This window comes from Pelosinus fermentans DSM 17108, from assembly GCF_000271485.2.
In the GTDB taxonomy this organism is placed as follows: domain Bacteria; phylum Bacillota; class Negativicutes; order DSM-13327; family DSM-13327; genus Pelosinus; species Pelosinus fermentans.
Genome location: NZ_AKVN02000001.1, coordinates 1,531,775 through 1,551,770 on the forward strand (window position 1 = coordinate 1,531,775; position 19,996 = coordinate 1,551,770).

A 19,996-nucleotide genomic window follows, 5' to 3' on the forward strand; every position below is an offset into this window, starting at 1 on the left:
AGCGATTGACATTTGCTGATGTAGAAAGGGAGAGGCCATGGGAACGAATGAGTATTACAGTGGCAACAGAGAATTGGCAGTGCAATTAGGCTGTTCTGTAAAGAAATATCGTACAAAAGGAATAAAATATATCCTGCCGCCGGAAAACGGTGATAGTTGGCTGATTGATGTTCATCCTGCGCCCGGCTTGTTTGTTACGGATGCTTATTTCAGTCTGCATCAGCCGGTTACCCGGATCTATGAGATTGAGCAGCCTGGCTTGTGGTTGTTTTCCCTGTCAACTGGTGATGTGACGATTATGGAGCAGGGGAAAAAAAGCAGACGCCTGCAGCGTGGCATTCACTTACTGGTTAATCAAGGCAAGCCATGTAAGGTGATTTTTGGCAGTTCGGAAACCATCTGCTATACCAGTACCTGGATTTTCGCTGATTTTCTTGCTGACTATCTTAAGGAACGGGGCCGGGGGGAAGAGCTGAGGGTAGAGGATGCCCTAACCTGGCTAAGCCACTTTTATAATACACCTGAGGTTCTGATGGCCTTTGAACAGCTTAAATATACAATTCGAATTTCCATTGCACCCTTTATGTATTATGAAAGTAAAATCATTGAAATTCTGTCGCTCATTCTGTGTGGTGTGCAGAATCAAGGTTATTCGGAGATGTTTATAGCACCAAAGCGGCCCAAGCACCTGACGTATCAAAATATCAAACTCCTTTGGCGGGTTAAGGAAGAACTGGACAAGGATATTTTGTCTCCGCCTAATGTAGAGCAGCTGGCTCGTATTGCGGGGATGGGCACAACTAAGCTGCGTCAGGCATTCAAAGTATATTATAAGTTGACCATTGCCGATTATGTGCGCCAAGAAAAAATGAATTACGCGCTGCGCTTATTGTCCAATGATGAGATGAGTGTTCAAAATATCAGTACTTTTTTGGGTTATGCAAGCCCCAGTAAGTTTACCGTTGCATTTAAGAGAGTGCATGGGTTTACACCCCGGGATGCCAGGAAGACGTTTAATATTTAAGAGTACGTTATGATATCCGAAGAGGTAGTACTTCTAAATAGTGCTGCAGGTGCTTTTAGAGGATATGAGAGACCTAGTAAGTTTAAAATGATTCATGGCAAAAAGAAAAAGACGCAAAGGCTTTTTAAAGCTTTGCGTCTTCAAAATCAATTCCGTATTAAGTAGTCGAATGCGCCCAGTGCCGCATTGGCTCCAGACCCCATAGCAATAATAATCTGCTTATAAGGAGCCGTTGTGCAGTCTCCCGCGGCAAACACTCCCGGCACATTGGTCGCACCGCGGCTGTCTACAATGATCTCACCACATTGGTTGCGTTCTACTGTGCCATCCAGCCAGTCGGTATTCGGAATAAGACCGATCAGGATAAATACCCCCTGGAGTTCCAGATGATGTATATCTCCTGTACTGCGGTCAATGTAAGAAAGACCGTTGACCTTATCCGTACCAGTAATTTCTTTCGTTTGCACATTTTTCAAAACCGTTACATTCGGCAAACTGTAAAGGCGCTGCTGCAACACAACATCCGCTTTCAGTTCCGGTAAAAATTCCAGCACAGTCACATGCTCCACAATACCGGCCAGATCAATTGCCGCCTCAATACCAGAGTTGCCTCCGCCAATAACGGCTACCGGTTTTCCTTTAAATATAGGGCCATCGCAATGGGGGCAGTAAGCCACACCTTTATTTTTAAACTCGGCTTCTCCCGGTACGCCAATATTGCGCCAGCGGGCTCCTGTAGAGATAATGACTGCTTTGCTCTTTAAGACAGCACCACTTTCCAATTCAACTTCGATCAGCTCTTTCTTCTCCAAGCGTCTGCCGCGCTGCAGCTTCATTACATCAATCGGGTATTCTTTCACATGCTCCTCAAGATTTGCCGCCAGTTTAGGACCTTCTGTATATCTTACCGTGATGAAGTTTTCAATTCCAAGGGTATCCTTAACCTGACCGCCAAACCGTTCGGCAGCAATCCCGGTACGAAGTCCTTTTCTTGCCGCATAAATAGCTGCGCTGGCTCCAGCCGGACCGCCTCCCACAACAAGAATATCGAAGGGCTCTTTTTCTTCCAGTTCGGAGACAGCAGAACCATCACTGAGTTTGGCAAGTATTTCCTCGGCATCCATACGACCGCTGCTAAAAAATTCACCATTCAGATAAACCGAAGGCACCGCCATAATCTCTTTGGTCTGCACTTCCTCTTGAAAAGCAGCACCATCGACCATGGTATGTGTAATGCCCGGATGAAGGACACTCATAAGATTCAGAGCTTGAACTACCTCTGGACAATTATGGCAGCTCAAGTTGATATAGGTTTCAAAATGATACGTACCCTTAATCCCTTTAATCTGATCGATGATTTTTTGCTCAACCTTCGGCGCTCTGCCGCTGACCTGCAGCAACGCCAGCACCAAAGAGTTAAACTCATGCCCCAAAGGAATACCGGCGAAGGTTATTCCACTGTCTTCTCCTGGGCGATGGATGCTGAAACTCGGTGTTCTGGGCAGCTTTGTTTTCTCGATTGCGATCATGGGAGACATCGAGGCGATTTCATCTACCAGAGCGATCATGTCACTAGATATAGTATCGCTGCCTGCACTAACTTTAATCAGCACATCGCCTTCCATCAACTGAAGATATTGAGATAATTGTTCTTTTATATCCTGATCTAGTAACATTGAATCCACCTCTTAAATCTTCCCTACAAGATCCAGGCTTGGTTTCAGTGTGGCAGAACCTTCCTTCCATCTAGCCGGGCAAACCTCGCCAGGATTTTTCCGAATGTATTGTGCGGCTTTAATTTTATTAACCAATGTGCTTGCATCACGACCGATGCCGCCTGCATTGATTTCAACTGCCTGCACGATGCCATCAGGGTCGATTATGAATGTCCCGCGATCAGCAAGACCGTTCTCTTCAATCAGCACTTCGAAGTTTCTTGACAACGTATGAGAAGGATCACCAATCATTATGTAGGTGATTTTTTTTATGGTTTCCGAACTGTCATGCCAGGCTTTATGGGTAAAATGAGTGTCCGTGGAAACAGAATATACTTCCACACCCAGTTCTTTTAGCGTAGCGTATTGATTTTGTAAATCCTCAAGCTCTGTAGGGCACACAAACGTAAAATCTGCCGGATAGAATAAAACTACGCTCCATTTGCCTTTGAAAGCCTCTTCTGTAACTTCAACGAACTTTCCATTGTGGTAAGCCTGCGCTTTAAACGGTTTTACCTCTGTTCCAATTAATGACATAATAAATTACCTCCAAATATAAATTTTAACTAATAATTAATGCTTGGTTGATGAATCAACTAAACGATAATTATTATCTCTTGATTCATATTATCTTATCTATTTCATTAAATGTCAATAGTCAAAATGAAAAAAATTTATAAATCAACACGAAGGATTCTGTTACCCAACAAAACGAGCAGAGCAGGGACAGGGAAATCGAGATGCAGCTAAGTTCTGTAGGTATAAATAAAACCTGCTGATATTCTCAGCAGGTTGAAGTGTCTTATTAACGTTTATTTTACGATTTTCAATAGTGCGATATCTGTTTCAGTTTGAAAAAGTTTATTGTTTATCAAATCAATTTTAGTGTCAAGCCTTGTTATCGAATCCTTTGTTGCCGTTCTTGCGACATCTTGAGATAGGGCAGAGATAAACCTTGTGCTTTCCGCGAGTTTACTATCAATGTTATTTAAACGATCATTATTGATCAGTACCGCCTGTTCGATCAGATCAAGCTTCTTACTCATCTTATCTTGACTCTCAAATAGTTTATTTTGCCCTTCTAGTAATTGCTGCAAGATCTTTTCCATGGCTGTACCTTCCATTTAAATCGTTAATTTATTGTATCATAGGTAATTATGCTTGTACAATGAGGATATTTTATTTATACAAATTGCTGGAAAGCCGGAGAAACGAAATGAATATCGTAAAGCCTTTGAAATTCTAGTGCAAATCAGTATAAACTAATGAGCAGGATCAATCACAAACCTACGTACTTTTTTGCTTGCAATCCCAACAAAAAGTACTATAATTAGTAATAGGTGGAAATTAAAAAGTCGCCGTGTCCTAAGAGTGTTAGAGCACTCCTAGGCACGAGCAGGTGTGTTGGCACCTACACGTAACAGCTAAACTGTCCACGACGACAGATTTATTATACCGTGAACGTTTCTTGATTACAAGCAAAGGTATGTTCGAGGCGGTATCATAGAGAATGTAGTTTTGGCAGAGGCTAGCGGCTGTATTGAGTCATCGATTTGTCCTATCCAGTAACAGGCTGTAATTTCGGCAGGAACCTTTCTCATAAAGGGGATTTTCTGCGATGTGTTTGTGGTACCCCAATCAGCCGGGTTATCGGATTTGGATACAAACGACGAAACAATAGCGCATGTGTAGGTTATAAAAAACCTGGCATGCGCTTTTTAATTTCCCCATTAATAAGGCTGTTGCTGGATGTTCCCACAAGGGTGGGCTTGCATCCTCACACAGCCAAAATGGGGGAATATAGAGTGATATTCAATCATTGCAAGTTGTACCTTATTGCAAAGGAGTTATTGCGATGAGGATTTTTGAAACAGCTGCGCGAGGGTTAAGACACATGCATGATGCAGAAGAGCTAAGATGCTTAGAGAATGTTTCAGAAGGGTATTATCAGGCAGAGCAGGCAAATGATCAGTTGAAAAAAAGGTTATTGGAAATCTTGCCGAAAGAGGGCATAGAAATTGTGGACAAATTGCAGGAGAACTTTACGGAGAAAGAAACTCTTGCAGGAGAAATCTATTATAATCAAGGATTCTGTGATGCCGTAAAGCTCATCGTGCAGTCGTTAGCATGGGAGCCGGTTCGAAGGTAGAAAGCAAAAGAAGCAAGGGATGATTCCTTTGCTTCTTTTGCTTTTCAACAGCTCTATTTCCACATCAAAATGCTAAAAAGCAGCTTATTCATTCAGCATAGCTTCCAGTTGCCTCCTGTTCACAATGGTAATCGTTCGATTATTTAATGTAATAATATCGGTTTTACATAAATTCCTCAATTCCCGGCATAGTGAGGGGCGGGGTACATTGAGATGCTCGGCCCAGGCTTTTTTGGAATAGGGTAGTTCAATCACCTGGGCCATTGGATTTTGGTTTATACAATGCAATAAAGAAAAAGCAATTTTACTTTGGATCGAGCAATAGGATAACAATTCTATTTTGGTATTCAACATGATGAGCTTATTAGACATAAGCTGCAGAAGGTTGGTCAAAAGACTGGGATTGCAGCCCAGAGCCTGGAACATATACTGCTTGGGCAGCAGCAAAATATCAGTTGTTTCCCGTGAGGTTACCTGGCAGGGATAGGTTGGTATGGTAGAGAAGACAGTACCCTCAGCAATAATTTCGCCTCTTTCCTTATAAACCAGATTGATCATCCGACCCGACTGAATGACTTTTTGGACCTCTACACTGCCAGTGAGAACAATGCCGACATGAGTAATCTGCTGATCCATCCGAAAAATAAGTTGGTTTTTCTTATAGCGGTTTATACTGTAGTTTGTGCCAGCTAAAAACTCCCTGATTTGCAGGGTAGAGTAATTTTTAAACAACGGGCAGTGAGCGATAATTTCAAGAATATCAGACATAGTTATCACCAGCTTGTCAAAATAATGTAACATGGGCTACGAAAATTATACATTCATTCTATTATAATAATAAACAGATGTAAATGATAAAGAATTTCATTATCAGTAAAATCGTTGTAAGGATGTAAAGTTAGGGAGGATGAAGATGAAGAAGAAAACCGTATGTGCGTTCTTGTCACTGCTGCTTACTGTCCCTGTTGTTCAGGCCCAGGAAAGCGAAGAGGAGGTATTCCCTCTGTCCGAGGTAATTGTAACTGCTACTAAAACCAGCAGGGAGGTGAAAAGTGTTCCTACGGCAGTTCAGGTCATAACCAAAGCCGATATCGAGGCACGGGGGGCACAGACGTTAAAAGATATCATCAGTACAGCCACCGGTATCAGTGTGATGCGATCAGACGGTAAAAATGCGATTTCCATTCGCGGTTTCGATTCCAGGTTTTCAATGATTTTGATTGACGGCAAGCGGATTGCTTCGGAAATTGACCAAAACTATGAACTGGAGCGCATTGATCTGGATAATGTAGAACGTATTGAGATCGTCCGCGGGCCTGCCAATTCACTTTATGGTACGGATGCGTTGGGCGGTGTGGTAAATATTATTACCAAGAGCCCTGTCGAGCAAGCCTTTACCTTGCGGTTTGATCATGGAGCCTATGGGGGCAATGAGGGAGCAAGAGATAATTATCATTTTGCCTATGACTCCGGCAGAATCGGCAAATACGGTATCACCATCTCAGGAGCCCAATTAAAGAATGATGCTTCCTTTAAGGATGATGGGACAACCTATGCGCCCTTTGGCAAAATCAATAACTTCAATACCAAGATGGATTATCACATCAGTGAAAATGAAATTTTTACATTTACAGCGGCTTATATGGATGAAGATACGCGGGAGCATGTTTTTAAACAAACTCCGGCTGGCAAAGTCAAAACGGAGGTTCATGATGACAATGAGCGAACCGAATATGCACTGAGCTACAGCAAGCAACAGGATGATGCATCCGTATTTTTTCGGGCCTACTTATCAGATTATTATAAGAATGTAGATGTACATAATCTTGCCAACAATAAGTTTATGAACTTCGGTAAATCCCACCGTACGGTTCCCGGTTTTGAAGCACGCTTAAGCAAGAACTATGGAGCCGATCATTTGCTCACCTTTGGCGGTGAATACCGGCCGGAAAAATTTCGCGGAACGGGGGTAAGAACCGGCGAGGGCATTTATACAGAAACCTACAAAGACCCGGTTTCTGGGGAAATAAAAACCCTGCCCGGCTCAAAAGTTGATATCGATTATTCAGCTCTGTATGTCCAGGATGAATGGCAGGCGTCTTCTAAGCTGCTTGCGGTTACGTCGCTGCGGTATGATGACAGCAATAAATTTGGCAGCAATGTAAGCCCCAAGCTGGGACTTACCTATCAGGCGGCTGATGATCTTAGGGTTAAGCTGAATGTCAGTAAAGGATTTCGCAGCCCTACCCCGAATCAGCTGTATATTAATTCCCAGGTAGTACGCAACGGTAAGGCAATGACTTTACTTGGAAATCCCAACCTGGATTCGGAAGACTCCAATTCGTATGAGCTTTCCTTAGAGCGGGACTGGGGGAAGACTACGGGTAAAATTACCTATTTCACCAATAAGGTCAGCAACATGATTGAAGAAGATATGATAGACAGCAGTACGATTCAATATAAGAACATTGATAAGGCCACTATCCAGGGCATGGAAGCTGAGGTTGTCTATCCGCTGTCGGCAAAAATGCATTGGACGACCAGTTATACCTATCTGGATGCAGTAAATGATACGGATGGAAGCAGGCTCTTTAACCGGGCCAGGCATAAAATAGCCTCCCGCTTATCCTATGTGGAGCCGTCAGCAGGTTTACGGGCTAATTTATGGGCTGAGACCTACAGCAATTATCTATATGAAGCTTCGGCGGGCGTCGGCAGGAACAAATCCTATACCTTATGGAACTTAAATCTGGAGAAAGCAATCAGCAGCAACAGTGCAATCATTGTGGGAGTGGATAACCTATTAAATAAGCAGGATGACGATTTATCAATCCAAGGCGCTTATATCCACACCAGCTACAAAGTTAAATTGTAACTTTCGAACTGGCTGCAGCCTATACTCAAAAACGGAGGCGTAACCAATGTATCATAGACTGACTAGAGCCGCGCTTTTGCTGGCACTGATGATTGCACTGCAATCCATCAGGCTGTTCGTACCGATTCCATTTTTTATCTCGATGTTTGTTATCGGCAGTGCGGTAAACGCCTGCCTGCTGCTGGCAGTGGAGAAAAGCGGCTGGAAGTCTGCAATCGTGCTGGCTGTAGCTGCGCCGACGGTTGCGGCTCTACAGCAATTTTTACCAAGTCCGTTATTTATTTTTCCCATAGCTGCTGCCAATGTAATGTATGTTGCCAGCTATCGGATGCTGTTAACCGTCAATCGCTGGCTGGCAGTTGGTGCAGCTGCCAGTTTAAAGATGGTGGGCATGTACATGGCAATTTCAATCCTGGTGGAGCTGATGAATGTATCGGACAAACTAGGGGCTGGTCTGAAAATGATGTTTGGTTACCCTCAGTTGATCACTGGAGCAATTGGAGGAGTACTATGCTATATGATAATGAAAAGACTGGAGGGAGCCAGGTCATAACGGCCAACACATACAATAAGTACAAAAGCAGGGAAATGCTGCTTTTGTCCGGCTGCCGAGAGTGCCATATCTGTCTACAGCAATGTCCCTTACATAAAGGGAAGGGGGCAGGAGTGACAATGGAAATGGCTCTGACCCAGGGGTGTATTAATTGTGGTCTTTGTCTGGGAATTTGCCCGCAAAAAGCCATTGGCTACCAGGACGATATGGAATTGTTTCTGCAGGATTTGGCAAGGGGCAGGCAAATCTCTTTATTGGTTGCCCCGGCTGTTCAGCGTCACTTCAGCGATTATCGGCAGGTATTTGGTTTTTTGCAATCCCTGGGTGTAAGAAAATTTTATAATGTAGTATTGCGGGCGGATATTACCCTGTGGGCCTATGTCCGGATCTTAGAAAGTAATTATGGCAAGCCCTTTATCTCATCGCCTTGCGCGGCTGTAACTGACTATATAATGAACCATGTGCCGGCGTTGCGCCCTCATTTGATGCCTGTGTATAGTCCGCTGGTGTGCAGTGCTGTGTTTTTAAAAAAATATCGGCAGCTTGATGATGATCTGGCATTCCTGTCACCCTGTATTGGGAAACGTGGGGAACTGCGGCAAAGCGGCAATAAGGTTCGATATAGCGTTACTATTGGCAAGTTAAAGCAATATATAGTGGAGCGGGGCATTGATCTGAGTCGGTATGAGGCTGTGGATTTTGCTGATAGCAATGAAGGGCAGGGAGTCACGTTAGGAGCAAGGGGCAGCGTGTGCGCAAGTCTTAGAGAACAACTTTCCGACAAGCTGTTTAGAAAAATCAGCGGCAGCGGAGTATATCCCTATTTGATGGAATATGAAGCTGCTCTTAAAGCTGGTGAGCTGCTGCCTGATTTGCTGGAAATATATAATTGTAAGGCAGGCTGTGATAGCGGTACAGGTACTGGTGAAATGCCGCCGGGGGGCGCCCCGTCTAAGGCAGCGTTTGACAATGCTGACTTAAAGAAGGAGACGGCAGCAGCCTTTGATTCTTTTAACCGCACGCTTAATATAGCTGATTTTATTTGGCCGGAGATAAAACGTTATGATACGCATGGAAAAGACAGGGGGAGGATATAATGCAAGAGGCTCTTAGGATTAAAGATGGCAATGATGTTTTGTTGATAAGCTATGAGGATATGCTTAAATACCACGGGCGGCAATTTATTGGCGGTGTGGCTTTGGCTTATAAACTGCTGGAATTGGCTTTGCGTGAGTTAGTACCAGATGAGGTTCCGGTGCGCGACCGGATTACGATAACTTTGGGGGTATATGGACCGGGCATTATTGATGGTATTGAAATGGTCACCAGAGCCATGAGAAGAAATGCGTTACTGGTTGAACCGCAGCTGGCTGCTGATAAACTGGCACCTGATGCGGCTGACGGACAGGGAGGCAAGTATTATTTTGAAATTGCTTATGACGAGGAGAAACTCAATATTACCCTAAAGCCGGGATTGCTGCCGGATGAATTTATTCGGCTTGCTTATAAGACTCATGATAAGACGCTAACCGAAGGGGAACAATTGCGTTTACAGGATCTTAAAGAAGAAATTGCTCAATTCCTGCTCATGCAAAAGCCAGAAGACTTATTTGATTACTGTCGGACGAAGCTGTCCGATCCATACTGCAAAAAGTGAAAAAATCATCCCTTCGTCTTAGTAACGGAGGGATGATTTTTTTATAATTTCAAGAAAGAACCGATCCGTGCAAGATTGTTCGCTAATGTAGTGCTAAAGAGGTCAACGCTGTTAAGATCATCATGAACCCTTACCCCACTGCTTCAAGCATAGCAAAGATTATGGGGAATAAGGTGTGCTGGCACGTTTATTGCAATAGTAATGTGTGTGACTGTATTGGAGATACATTATTTTAGAACTAGGATTTTGGAAAAAATTAAATGAGGAGTGACGAATATGAATGAAGATATTTTAAAAGGAAAATGGAAAGAACTTAAAGGGAGTGTAAAAGAAAAGTGGGGTAATCTCACAGATGATGATCTTACTGAGGTAGAGGGAAAAGAAGAAAAATTGTTAGGGCTTTTGCAGGCGAAATATGGATATACCAAAGACAAGGCTGAGGAAGAATACAAGGGATTTATCAGTGGCTACAAAGATGGAAAATCCTCTAATAAGAAATGAAAGTCCAATGAGAGCAGATACAAAAAATAGAAAAGGAGGATGATTATATTGCTAAACAAAGCCAAGACACTTTCAGGCTACACACTACATAGCTCCGACGGGGACATAGGAAAGGTGAAAGAATTTTATTTCGATGACCATCACTGGGCTATTCGCTACCTGGTCGCCAATACAGGGAACTGGATTACGGGCAGACAGGTGTTGATCTCCCCATATGCACTGGCTGCTGTGAATAAAGAAGAGCAGTACATCACCATCGATTTGACAAAAAAGCAGATTGAAGAAAGCCCATCCTTGAACAATGACAAGGTCGTTTCACGACAATTTGAAAAGTCGTACAGTATGTATTATGGAATGCCGATGTATTGGAACGGCCCGGATGTATGGGGTGCTTATCCTAATATTGTACGTGACCCTAAAATGTGGAATGAATCCACCCCAAGTGAGAAATCCTGGAATCCGAATTTGCGAAACACTTCCACTGTGACTGGCTATAGTATCCAAGCTTCAGACGGTGAAATTGGACATGTTGAGGATTTTGTTATTGATGATGAGACATGGGAGATTCGTTATCTAGTTATTGATACACAGAATTGGTGGCCAGGGAAAAAGGTTTTGGTTGCACCGCAATGGATCGAACGGGTAAGCTGGGATTTATCCACAGTATTCATCAACCTTTCCCGCGATGCCATCAAGCAGTCCCCGGAATACAGCGCGGAGGCTCTGTTGAATCGGGATTATGAGGACGCAATGTATAAACATTATCATCGTCAAGGGTACTGGATGATGAAATAGTTACCACAAAGCATCTTCGTTACAATAAACAATTACCTCCTAACCTCTATTAAAGAGAATGGTTGGTTCTAGTCATAACCTTTTTGCCGTCTTTACCTTTTTTAAGGTGAGACGGTTCTTTTCTATGAAAAAAAGCATTTGGAATTGAGTGAAATAAAGCCAGAACACAATTGACACTGATTATCGTTATCGCATATAATTAGGTTCATAATTGGCAGTATCAAAAAGGATGCGTTTGAAGGGTGAGCAAAGGTGGAGCATTTTACCCTATTACAAGGGATATGGAAGGTTGGTAACCATTATTGGCGATCGAAAGCAAAAAACTATGCGATATTGCTATTGCTGGTTATTATTGGGCTGAATATTACCAGTGTTTATATTCAGGTGTGGTTGAATCAATGGCGCAATGTGTTTTTCAATACATTACAGAACAGGGATATGGCGGCATTTCTGGATTCCTTATATCTTTGGGGAGGGTTGATACTGGCGGCTTGGGCGGTAAGTGTCTACCAGAACTATCTTCGTCAGCTGCTGGCGGTGAGTTGGCGCAACTGGCTGACTGATCGGCTATTGGGGGAATATTTGCAGTCAAAAAAATATTATTGTCTGCAGCTTCAGGATAATGGTATTGATAATCCGGATCAGATGATTTGTGAAGATGTAAAATTATTCATTGATTCCCTTTTGACGATTTTTTTGTGGTTCTTGTACAATCTTGGAATCCTATGCAGTTTTACATTGATTCTGTGGGAGTTGTCAGGCAGTTTTTCTTTGTCCTGGGGGGAGTCGAGTATCACAATTCCCGGTGATATGGTTTGGATTGCCGTAGGATATGCTTTGATGGTGAATTGTGTTATGGGGAAAATGGGTCATCCCCTGGTACAACTCAATTTTCTGCAGCAGCGTTATGAGGCAGATTTTCGTTTTGCCTTAGTGCGCCTGCGGGAATATGCAGAAGAGATTGCCTTGTATTCAGGAGAGAAGCGGGAACGCCATTTGCTCAGGAATTATTTTAAAAAAGTGTATGATAATCTTCATAAATCGATAAAACGCCAAAAAATCTTAGACAGTTTGATTTTTTTCTTGTGCAGGGGTACAGAGCCTCTTCCCTACATTGTAGCGGTTCCGCGCTTTTTTAGCGGAGAGCTGCAACTGGGAGGACTGATGCAGGTCACGGGAGCTTTTGAAAAGGTACAACGGTCGCTCCTGTTTTTTTCTAGTTGGTATAAGGAGATTACGGAACTAAAAGCCATTGTAAAACGATTGGCTATTTTGATGGATACCATGGAAGAATTTAAGAGATTGGATCAGAAGCAGGCAATTCGGATTATGGATGCTCCTGACTCGGCTTTTTCAGTAGAGAACCTGAATCTCAAGCTGCCAAATGGGGAGTTATTGTTGGACAACTTCGCCATGAGGCTGCAGCCTGGTGAATCGTTGCTGATTACCGGATCATCTGGCTGCGGCAAAAGTACATTGATCAAGGCAATTGCTGGGATTTGGCCTTTTGGCGAGGGGCATATTCACATTCCCCAGAATCAGCAGTGTTTGTTTTTACCCCAGTCGCCCTATTTACCTGTCGGGACCTTACGGGAAGCGCTGCTTTATCCACGCTCCAGTCAGGAATATTCAGAGGAAGCGATTCAGGGGATTTTGAAGAAATGTTGTTTGGAGCATTTACTGGAACGCTTGGATGATCAGGAGAACTGGTCCCATGTTCTTTCCCTGGGCGAGCAGCAGCGCATTGCCTTTGCCCGGGCCATTTTACAGCGGCCGCAGTGGCTGTTTCTGGATGAGGCTACTTCTGGATTGGATGAAGCTACGGAGAAAAAGCTATATAGTCTGATCCGCAGCGAGTTAAAGGGCACGGGAGTAATGAGCGTTGGTCATCGTAAGGACTTAATTGTCTATCATCAGAAAATCCTGACCATTAAAGGAAAAGGATGCTGGGATTTAGTGGCCTAATAGAGCTGCGTAAAGGAGGACACTCTGACGTAAAATTAGTGTTAAAATAAGGACCACCCATTAGACAGGTGGTCCTCATTTTATGTAGCTATATTTTCAGACTACCAACGGTGGGTTGCGGTCAGTAATACTGTCCGTTCTTCACCTGCGTATCCATAGGATGCCTCGTACTTCTTATCAAATAAGTTTCGGACATTGAGGGCGTAATGCCAATCAGCCAAGTCATAGCGGATTAAGGCATCGGCTACCACCACGTCGCCGAGTTTAACTGTATTCGCAGCATTGTACCGGGAACCAATATACCGTACTCCTGCGCCGTAGCTCAGACCTTTAGAAATCGTGTTTGGTGTGGCAGTATCTAGCCACAGGGCAACATTATGCCGTGAAACACTCTGGGGTCGAAGACCAATTTCCGTAGGGGCGCTGCTCTTAGTCGTTTTGGCATCCAGCAATGTATAGGAAGCTGTAAGATTCAAGCCTTTAAAGACAGGCATGTTGGCTTCCAATTCCAGGCCTTTGGAGGTGATTTCGCCTACTTGTACGTTAAACCACTCGCTGGAAGTGTTCAGTGGGTCAGAGGTCAACACATTTTGTTTGCGTAGGTCGAAAATGGAGGCTGTAAAACGTGCATTCATTTTCTCTGGTTCATATTGAATGCCTAGTTCATATTGTTTGCCTGTTGTTGGGTCGAAATTTTTACCATGGCGATCTTGACCTTCCACTGGCTCAAATGATTCAGAGTAGCTGATATACGGTGACAGCCCACGACCAGCGTGATATACCATTCCCACGCGCCCCGTAAAAGCATCAGCCGTCTGACGTGTCCTTACGCCAGTCTGAGGGTTAACGGCGTCACGATCATAATGATCGTGGCGCCCGCCGAGCATCGCTGTCCATTTATCGCCAAACTTAATCTGGTCCTGGGCATAAAGGCCGGTTTGTTTAACGGTAGCCTTATAGATCAACGAAGTTTCTGGCTTAGTCAAAGATTGACCATACTTCAAGTTGTCAAGGTCGATATCCGCGGTACTGCCACCTTCGCCGTAACGTCTTTCTAAATCACCCTTCCGATAGTCAATTCCCACAATAGATTGATGGTTTAAAACGCCGCTCTTCCATTTAGCCTCACCATAGGTATCGAAGGTATAGGAATCTGCGGTTTCATCGTAAATATACAATGGACTCAGTGCCATGGTGTGTCCATCGGGCTGTAGATTCGCTGAGTTCATATTATAGACCATTCCCACATGACCATAGCGAAAATTTTGATGAAGAGACCAGACATCATTCACCTTGTGATCTAGGAGATAGCCGTAATAGTATTGCTCCCGGTCATAACCAGTCCAGCCTGGTATGCCTAAAAAATATTTTTTAGAAACCCCATAAAGATTATCACCAGGATGATAAATACTATTTCCAGTATTTCCATCGTGTTGATCTTTAAGGTAATGAGCCTGGAAGGTCACGTTGGTGTTCTTGCTGATTTTCCAGGCAAGAGAGGGGGCGATGAAGGTACGTTTGGTACTACTATAGTCATCTGATAAATCCTGGTCACGAGCCAGCGCAGTCAAACGGAAGGTTAGGTTTTCCTGTCCATCTACCTGCCCTCCAAGATCAAGGGCGGCACTGCGAAAGTGGTCGCTGCCACCCTGTAGTTGTATTTCCCGCAATGGTTCGGCTGTTGGTCGTTTGCTTACCCAGTTAAACATACCACCAGGCGAACCGCCGCCGTAGAGGGTAGAAGCAGGGCCACGCAGAATTTCTAGGCGGTCCATGCCGTAAGGCTCAAAATCCCATATTGCGAAATCGTTGCCAAACAAACTCAAGCCGTCCACCCGAGTACCCTCATAACCGACACTAAATCCTCGCACATAGCTCCAGTTCCAGCGTGAATCGTTACCATACGGTTGGGCAGTGATACCAGCACTATATTCCAGAGCCTGTGCTAGGTTAATAACACCACGGGCGCTTAGCTGATCCCGTGTTACTACACTGATGGACTGCGGTATATCGTGGAGCGCTGCATCGGTCTTGGTACCGATTGTGCTGCGTTTGGCCACGTTATCTTTGTCTGCCGTTACTTCAACGCCTTCCAATGTAAATTCAGATTGAGGCGCAGCGGTATCGGCGACAGTACTTTGAGGTTCAATGGCCTCTTCGGCGGAGGCAGCATTAGGCCACTGCCAGAGTAGGCTGCTGCCTAGCAAGGCATATAGCAGTTTTTTTCTGGCATGAGATGTTGTTTTTTCCATAGTATCGACTCCTTGGTTCATCAGGGTGATTTTGCTGCTGGCCTAACAGCAAAAATCATATGATAAAAATAATCAATATCAATAAAATTGCTTATTACATTCACTAGTGACAGCTAGCCCTACTAGGATTAACAAGTAAAGGACTAACCTGGATCTATTATAGCAAGGCTTTTTTTATAGAGTCAATTGAAGGAGGAGTCGATTTCTTGGGGTGTAAAGAATCAAACAGCAGCTTATGATGTGAGAATAATTATCATGTAATAGGATGCTGATTGAGATAGTTTTGCGATTTTGAACCGTATCCTGGTGGTATTTGGCAGTATGAAATTATGATACAGGTTACTTTTTTCTACGGATTCCATGTTATGATAAAGAAACAGATTGCGTGAATTTAACTCTAATGTCTCGCGAATTATTGGAAAGGAAGATCGCCGTGGGAACGAATGAATATTTGACGGGCAGTGCAGAACTGGCCGCCCAGTTAGGCTGCACCCAAATTGATCAGAATAATGTTGTTGAATATCAGTTACCGCCAGAACATGGTGACAGCTGGCTCATGGAAGCACATCCTGCTGCCGGATTATTTGTTACTAACGCCTACGTTACTTTGCTGAAGCCCGTTGTCAGGGAATATGATATCAGGCAGAATGGGCGGTGGTTATGCTCGTTGACTGGCGGCGCTATTACGATTCTAGAGCCTGGAAAGAAAGCACGGCGGCTGCAGCCCGGTATTCATTTAGTGCAGACAGGAAGGCAGCCATTTAAAATGATATTCGGCGCTGATGCACTAATTGGGTTTACCAGCATTTGGCTGTTCGATCACTATATTCATATTCATTTGCAAGATAAACCAGTAGAGCCGTCTTACAATTTCACTGATTATGGTGCTTGGCAATTTGCCCAGTATAATACTCCGGACATTCTGCTGATATTTGAGCAGCTAAGGTATGCAATAAGAATTGCCGGTGTACCGTTAATGTACTACGAGAATAAAATCGGCGAATTGCTGGCATTGATTATACGTAATGTCCGTTATGAATGGTTTTGGAAAAGGCAGCTGCAAGAGGAACGGCGCCGTTATGTCACGTATCAAAACAAGAAATATATGTTTCTGGTCAAGGAGGAACTGGATAAAAACATTTTAAATCCGCCCTCAATTAAGCAGCTTACAGCCGTTGCCGGCATGGGGACAACCAAACTGCGTCAATGTTTTAAGAAAATCTTTGGAGTTACCATGGATGAGTATCTGCGTCAGGAGAAGATGAAAGAAGCCATGCGGCTGTTGTCAAACGATGACCTGAACATTAAAAATATTGCGGCGGCAGTAGGCTATAAAAACAGCAGTCAATTGATCACCAACTTCAAAAAAGTACATGGCTTTACGCCTAATGAGTTTCGGAAGTTGTTCGGTTTGTAGGCTGAAAGTGGATTATGAAAAGTTCTAATTGGAAAGTATTTTTGTAGTGGCAATATGAGAAATCAGTTATAATAAGAACCATAGAATAAAGCTTTTGAAGCTGAATAAGTGTAGTGATTGGAGAGTGGCACATTTGGCTAATAAAAATTTGAAAAAAATTGTTTTACAGGTTGTAGACAACCAACTCAGAGAGAATAATCCACCAATAACGAAGATTACATTTGAAAGACTGCAACAATCCGGATATACAACGCAGCAAGCAAAAGAAAAAATTAGTGCTGTCTTGCTAGAAGAGATGTACGATGTGCTGAAGACTAAACAGCCATATAATGAAGAACGATACAGTAATAAATTATTGAAGTTGAAATAGTATACTGCCGTGAGAGAAAAATTATGGATATTAGAGAAAGCCACAGGAGAAAGATTACGGGAATTAATAAGGCAAGGTAACAATTAGACATCTGTAAAAGCAACAAGTAATGAATGTAGATTAGTCAATAAATAAAACGATTTTAATCTTATTAAAATCATTTTATTTATTGATTGTAGAAAAGTGTTGTGATATATTATTACTAGGATTATAAATTAATGTAGTAGACTTAGACGAAAGGTAGAGTGAGCAGTTATGAAAACGATAATTCGTCCTTTAACTGATCTTAGTAAAAATATGACGGTTATAGATGATTATGCTGTAAAGAAAAACCTTCCCGTTTATATAACGAAGGGGGGATCTAGCTATCTAGTTGTCTTGAGTCATGATCATTATGAGAAAATGCAAGAGGAAATTGCTTTCTTGAAGCGCCTTGCAACTGCGGAAGCTGAAAGCCGTCGTGGTGAGCTGATAGATGTTGACGATCTAGGAAAAGACCTTGATAACATCATATTGGAGGAGTTTCGCCATGACGACAGAGAGAAATCAGTTCCCAGGGAACTTGAAAGTTAAGTTTACTCCAACGGGCTGCACAGGAAGTGAGGGACATAATTCGCCACATGGCGAAGGAAAGTCCCAAAGCAGCACAGCATGTGCGGGAAGCTCTTATAAGTAAAACAAAAGAAGTGCTCACAGCTAACCCTTTTCTCGGCAGGCTGTTGTCTGAATATCCTGAATACGAGAAAAAGGGTGTTAGACGTTATTTACCTTTGGCGCACTATTCTATATTATATTTTGTGACAAATGATACAGTGGAGATATGGCATGTTTGGGATAATCGTCGTAACTGGACAACTTTATTTGATGATTAATGAATACTTTAAAATAGACATTGCAAATTATTGACTAGGAAGATAATAAGAACGTCCCTTGCTGTCTAGTAGCTATTTTTGTAAAGAATAAGGCTGCTCGGAACGGTTTTGATAATTGTTCCGGGCAGTCTTAGTTAAATCTTATGGTGGAGTTCGCTGTAAATCAAGAGGTAAGGGGTGGCTTATAAAGCGAGAATGATAACCATTACTTGGAAGAAATTCGGCAATCATTCCAGATACATACAGGGCTTGTTAGCATAGTTTCAGTTAAAAGGAAGGATGCAGATGAGAAAGATAATATCGATTTTGATGCTTTTATCCATATTGCTGCAGCCCATTAGCTCTGCGGAGGAGGTTAGCGTAGAAGATGGATTAACCAGGGTGGGAAATTCGTATATTATTCAGGGGATTCAAGAGTTTAAACGAAATGATCTTCCTACCTGGCTGCAGCTTACGGATATTGGGTTCCGTTTTCAAACAGACGGCGCACCAATCTATTCAATCGAAACCATTCAGCCAATTGGGGTTCCCTCCGATCAGATTACCAATTTCACGCAGTTCAGATTGGGCAATGATTTAAGTGCAGGTACAGTGGCTAATTTTGTCCTTGGACGGCGTATCCTTTCGGCTGATAAGACGTCAATGTATACTGTGAATACTTTTTATGATCATGGATTCAAATATGGACATGGCCGGGTTGGAGGAGGTCTTGAATATGCTAACGGACGTAACAAATACCAGGCCAATATGTATTATACTGTTTCCGGTGAAAAAATGGTTGATCCTTCCAATGCAATTTACGAGCGTGCTTTGAGTGGGTATGATTATTCCGTTGGAACTACGTTTGCATATGCACCATGGGCACAAGTGTACATAAAAGGGTATTCGTGGGATTATAATAATTCCATTGATGATGTTGATTTTAAGATCTATACACAATTGCAAGTCACTCCGAGGCTGAATATTGAATTCGGCTATTTGGATGATAACGGCGGGGAGCATTATGGAAAGATATTGTATTCCCTTGGACACAAAGGACCGGCAATGATCGAAAAAGGCAAAAAGATCTTCAGAAGTGAGGATGGAAAGACCATTTTTGCAACAACATCCCTAGAGAAAGTCCAACGTAAAAATGATATTTATGTAGAATGATTCATAAAGAATTCGTGACAGGAAGAAAGCCATTTCTCTATATGCTAAGAGAAACGGCTTTTTTTTGATTTATCTTACTTTAGTAATTTTATTGGTGTATTCAACCATAAATTCTGTCGGGTATCTACGACATATACAATATGAATATTTTCCCGTTCAACTAGGTACAAAATCGCATGATGCTTATATACCGGAGCCTTATGATATCCTATTTCTGCGAAAGTAGGTAAATTGTCTGGGATACCATACATATATGGATTTTGACCGATAATCTGTAGTTTTTCATAAACTGCATCCCTAAATTCTTTGGCGGCCGGAGGATAGTTCATGGCATCCACATAAAAGTCTACGATTTCCTTAATATTTGCTACGGCATTAGGAGTTATATTAACCTGATACTTGCTGTCCTGACTGTTCATGTATACGCTCCTTTAGGTACTGGTCAATGTCAGTCATCGCTGTATCCAATGGCAGAGATTTGCCTTGTCGGATTTCAGCCTCGGAGCGTAGCAAATTTTCATACATGCTGATTTTTGCTGATAGTTTTTCGTAATGGCTGCTGCTCATGATAACCATGTGATTTGATCCATTTTTAGTAAGATGGACAGGCGTATCTTGGTCAATCGCAAAGGCTTCTACATCTGCCATTCTTTTCGACAATTCACTAATGGGACGGATAATCGTTTTAATCATGCTTCC

21 protein-coding genes are annotated in these 19,996 nt (G+C 42.9%); 14 read left to right on the forward strand and 7 right to left on the reverse strand.

The window, feature by feature from the left end; translation table 11 throughout:
- Nucleotides 1-37 precede the first annotated feature (37 nt).
- The gene (locus tag FR7_RS06750; protein ID WP_007931061.1) at nt 38-1,024 is read left to right on the forward strand and encodes a helix-turn-helix transcriptional regulator; all 987 of its coding nucleotides are present in this window, start codon (nt 38-40) and stop codon (nt 1,022-1,024) included.
- Nucleotides 1,025-1,170: 146 nt separating this feature from the next.
- Here FR7_RS06750 and ahpF read toward each other — a convergent pair whose 3' ends face one another.
- The 3 genes from ahpF to FR7_RS06765 form a co-directional block, all read right to left on the reverse strand.
- The gene (ahpF, locus tag FR7_RS06755) at nt 1,171-2,700 is read right to left on the reverse strand and encodes an alkyl hydroperoxide reductase subunit F (RefSeq protein WP_007931057.1); all 1,530 of its coding nucleotides are present in this window, start codon (nt 2,698-2,700) and stop codon (nt 1,171-1,173) included.
- A gap of 12 nt (nt 2,701-2,712) precedes the next feature.
- Nucleotides 2,713-3,276: an alkyl hydroperoxide reductase subunit C gene (gene ahpC, locus FR7_RS06760; RefSeq protein ID WP_007931056.1), complete on the reverse strand. Its 564-nt coding sequence runs from the start codon at nt 3,274-3,276 to the stop codon at nt 2,713-2,715.
- A 275-nt stretch (nt 3,277-3,551) separates the two neighbouring features.
- Entirely contained in the window at nt 3,552-3,848 is a 297-nt protein-coding gene (locus FR7_RS06765) for a hypothetical protein (protein WP_007931055.1), read from the reverse strand.
- 746 nt (nt 3,849-4,594) lie between these two features.
- Here FR7_RS06765 and FR7_RS06770 point away from each other — a divergent pair.
- Complete coding sequence (locus FR7_RS06770; RefSeq protein WP_007941153.1) at nt 4,595-4,888, forward strand: hypothetical protein; 294 nt, start codon at nt 4,595-4,597, stop codon at nt 4,886-4,888.
- An 84-nt stretch (nt 4,889-4,972) separates the two neighbouring features.
- Here the strand turns inward: FR7_RS06770 and FR7_RS06775 are convergent, their stop codons facing one another.
- Complete coding sequence (locus FR7_RS06775; RefSeq protein WP_017531310.1) at nt 4,973-5,656, reverse strand: Crp/Fnr family transcriptional regulator; 684 nt, start codon at nt 5,654-5,656, stop codon at nt 4,973-4,975.
- A gap of 145 nt (nt 5,657-5,801) precedes the next feature.
- Here FR7_RS06775 and FR7_RS06780 point away from each other — a divergent pair, with 145 nt between their 5' ends.
- The 7 genes from FR7_RS06780 to FR7_RS06810 all read left to right on the forward strand — a co-directional run bounded on the left by FR7_RS06780 (nt 5,802) and on the right by FR7_RS06810 (nt 13,234).
- The gene (locus tag FR7_RS06780; RefSeq protein ID WP_007931051.1) at nt 5,802-7,763 is read left to right on the forward strand and encodes a TonB-dependent receptor plug domain-containing protein; all 1,962 of its coding nucleotides are present in this window, start codon (nt 5,802-5,804) and stop codon (nt 7,761-7,763) included.
- Nucleotides 7,764-7,809: 46 nt separating this feature from the next.
- Nucleotides 7,810-8,316 carry a hypothetical protein gene (locus FR7_RS06785; protein WP_007931050.1) on the forward strand — a complete coding sequence of 169 codons (507 nt, stop codon included), beginning with the start codon at nt 7,810-7,812 and terminating at the stop codon, nt 8,314-8,316.
- A complete protein-coding gene (locus tag FR7_RS06790; protein WP_007931049.1) occupies nt 8,274-9,413 on the forward strand; it encodes a [Fe-Fe] hydrogenase large subunit C-terminal domain-containing protein in 1,140 nt (379 codons plus the stop codon). Before FR7_RS06785 ends, FR7_RS06790 begins: the two co-directional genes overlap by 43 nt.
- The gene (locus FR7_RS06795; RefSeq protein WP_007931047.1) at nt 9,413-9,973 is read left to right on the forward strand and encodes a hypothetical protein; all 561 of its coding nucleotides are present in this window, start codon (nt 9,413-9,415) and stop codon (nt 9,971-9,973) included. Before FR7_RS06790 ends, FR7_RS06795 begins: the two co-directional genes overlap by 1 nt.
- 276 nt (nt 9,974-10,249) lie before the next feature.
- Entirely contained in the window at nt 10,250-10,474 is a 225-nt protein-coding gene (locus tag FR7_RS06800; RefSeq protein ID WP_007931046.1) for a CsbD family protein, read from the forward strand.
- A gap of 39 nt (nt 10,475-10,513) precedes the next feature.
- The gene (locus tag FR7_RS06805) at nt 10,514-11,269 is read left to right on the forward strand and encodes a PRC-barrel domain-containing protein (RefSeq protein ID WP_237715527.1); all 756 of its coding nucleotides are present in this window, start codon (nt 10,514-10,516) and stop codon (nt 11,267-11,269) included.
- Nucleotides 11,270-11,521: 252 nt separating this feature from the next.
- Nucleotides 11,522-13,234 carry an ABC transporter ATP-binding protein/permease gene (locus tag FR7_RS06810; RefSeq protein ID WP_007931043.1) on the forward strand — a complete coding sequence of 571 codons (1,713 nt, stop codon included), beginning with the start codon at nt 11,522-11,524 and terminating at the stop codon, nt 13,232-13,234.
- A gap of 101 nt (nt 13,235-13,335) precedes the next feature.
- Here the strand turns inward: FR7_RS06810 and FR7_RS06815 are convergent, their stop codons facing one another.
- Nucleotides 13,336-15,486, reverse strand: coding sequence for a TonB-dependent siderophore receptor (locus FR7_RS06815; protein WP_007931042.1), 2,151 nt, complete (start codon nt 15,484-15,486; stop codon nt 13,336-13,338).
- Nucleotides 15,487-15,919: 433 nt separating this feature from the next.
- On the opposite strand from FR7_RS06815, the gene FR7_RS06820 reads away from it, so the two are divergent.
- From FR7_RS06820 to FR7_RS06840, 5 genes are all read left to right on the forward strand, one after another.
- The gene (locus FR7_RS06820) at nt 15,920-16,903 is read left to right on the forward strand and encodes a helix-turn-helix domain-containing protein (RefSeq protein WP_007931041.1); all 984 of its coding nucleotides are present in this window, start codon (nt 15,920-15,922) and stop codon (nt 16,901-16,903) included.
- A gap of 124 nt (nt 16,904-17,027) precedes the next feature.
- Nucleotides 17,028-17,273, forward strand: a complete 246-nt coding sequence (locus FR7_RS06825; RefSeq protein WP_237715528.1) for a hypothetical protein — start codon at nt 17,028-17,030, stop codon at nt 17,271-17,273.
- Nucleotides 17,274-17,528: 255 nt separating this feature from the next.
- Nucleotides 17,529-17,846, forward strand: a complete 318-nt coding sequence (locus FR7_RS06830) for a type II toxin-antitoxin system Phd/YefM family antitoxin (protein WP_007931039.1) — start codon at nt 17,529-17,531, stop codon at nt 17,844-17,846.
- Nucleotides 17,847-17,893: 47 nt separating this feature from the next.
- On the forward strand, nt 17,894-18,145 hold the full coding sequence (locus tag FR7_RS06835) for a type II toxin-antitoxin system RelE/ParE family toxin (RefSeq protein ID WP_007931037.1): 252 nt from the start codon (nt 17,894-17,896) through the stop codon (nt 18,143-18,145).
- A gap of 285 nt (nt 18,146-18,430) precedes the next feature.
- The gene (locus tag FR7_RS06840) at nt 18,431-19,297 is read left to right on the forward strand and encodes an inverse autotransporter beta domain-containing protein (protein ID WP_007931036.1); all 867 of its coding nucleotides are present in this window, start codon (nt 18,431-18,433) and stop codon (nt 19,295-19,297) included.
- A 74-nt stretch (nt 19,298-19,371) separates the two neighbouring features.
- On the opposite strand, the gene FR7_RS06845 is transcribed toward FR7_RS06840, so the two are convergent.
- Nucleotides 19,372-19,716, reverse strand: a complete 345-nt coding sequence (locus tag FR7_RS06845; protein WP_007931035.1) for a type II toxin-antitoxin system RelE/ParE family toxin — start codon at nt 19,714-19,716, stop codon at nt 19,372-19,374.
- Nucleotides 19,685-19,990: a type II toxin-antitoxin system Phd/YefM family antitoxin gene (locus tag FR7_RS06850; protein WP_007931034.1), complete on the reverse strand. Its 306-nt coding sequence runs from the start codon at nt 19,988-19,990 to the stop codon at nt 19,685-19,687. Before FR7_RS06850 ends, FR7_RS06845 begins: the two co-directional genes overlap by 32 nt.
- Nucleotides 19,991-19,996: the final 6 nt, after the last annotated feature.

Excerpts from the sequence above, each read along its gene's own strand:
- FR7_RS06790 (WP_007931049.1), top strand. The coding sequence starts at position 8,274 with ATGCTATATGATAATGAAAAGACTGGAGGGAGCCAGGTCATAACGGCC.
- FR7_RS06815 (WP_007931042.1), bottom strand. The coding sequence starts at position 15,486 with ATGGAAAAAACAACATCTCATGCCAGAAAAAAACTGCTATATGCCTTG.
- FR7_RS06830 (WP_007931039.1), top strand. The coding sequence starts at position 17,529 with ATGAAAACGATAATTCGTCCTTTAACTGATCTTAGTAAAAATATGACG.
- FR7_RS06770 (WP_007941153.1), top strand. The coding sequence starts at position 4,595 with ATGAGGATTTTTGAAACAGCTGCGCGAGGGTTAAGACACATGCATGAT.
- FR7_RS06750 (WP_007931061.1), top strand. The coding sequence starts at position 38 with ATGGGAACGAATGAGTATTACAGTGGCAACAGAGAATTGGCAGTGCAA.
- FR7_RS06805 (WP_237715527.1), top strand. The coding sequence starts at position 10,514 with ATGATTATATTGCTAAACAAAGCCAAGACACTTTCAGGCTACACACTA.
- FR7_RS06765 (WP_007931055.1), bottom strand. The coding sequence starts at position 3,848 with ATGGAAAAGATCTTGCAGCAATTACTAGAAGGGCAAAATAAACTATTT.
- ahpF (WP_007931057.1), bottom strand. The coding sequence starts at position 2,700 with ATGTTACTAGATCAGGATATAAAAGAACAATTATCTCAATATCTTCAG.
- FR7_RS06785 (WP_007931050.1), top strand. The coding sequence starts at position 7,810 with ATGTATCATAGACTGACTAGAGCCGCGCTTTTGCTGGCACTGATGATT.
- ahpC (WP_007931056.1), bottom strand. The coding sequence starts at position 3,276 with ATGTCATTAATTGGAACAGAGGTAAAACCGTTTAAAGCGCAGGCTTAC.
- FR7_RS06795 (WP_007931047.1), top strand. The coding sequence starts at position 9,413 with ATGCAAGAGGCTCTTAGGATTAAAGATGGCAATGATGTTTTGTTGATA.
- FR7_RS06850 (WP_007931034.1), bottom strand. The coding sequence starts at position 19,990 with ATGATTAAAACGATTATCCGTCCCATTAGTGAATTGTCGAAAAGAATG.
- FR7_RS06780 (WP_007931051.1), top strand. The coding sequence starts at position 5,802 with ATGAAGAAGAAAACCGTATGTGCGTTCTTGTCACTGCTGCTTACTGTC.
- FR7_RS06845 (WP_007931035.1), bottom strand. The coding sequence starts at position 19,716 with ATGAACAGTCAGGACAGCAAGTATCAGGTTAATATAACTCCTAATGCC.
- FR7_RS06800 (WP_007931046.1), top strand. The coding sequence starts at position 10,250 with ATGAATGAAGATATTTTAAAAGGAAAATGGAAAGAACTTAAAGGGAGT.
- FR7_RS06840 (WP_007931036.1), top strand. The coding sequence starts at position 18,431 with ATGAGAAAGATAATATCGATTTTGATGCTTTTATCCATATTGCTGCAG.
- FR7_RS06775 (WP_017531310.1), bottom strand. The coding sequence starts at position 5,656 with ATGTCTGATATTCTTGAAATTATCGCTCACTGCCCGTTGTTTAAAAAT.
- FR7_RS06835 (WP_007931037.1), top strand. The coding sequence starts at position 17,894 with ATGGCGAAGGAAAGTCCCAAAGCAGCACAGCATGTGCGGGAAGCTCTT.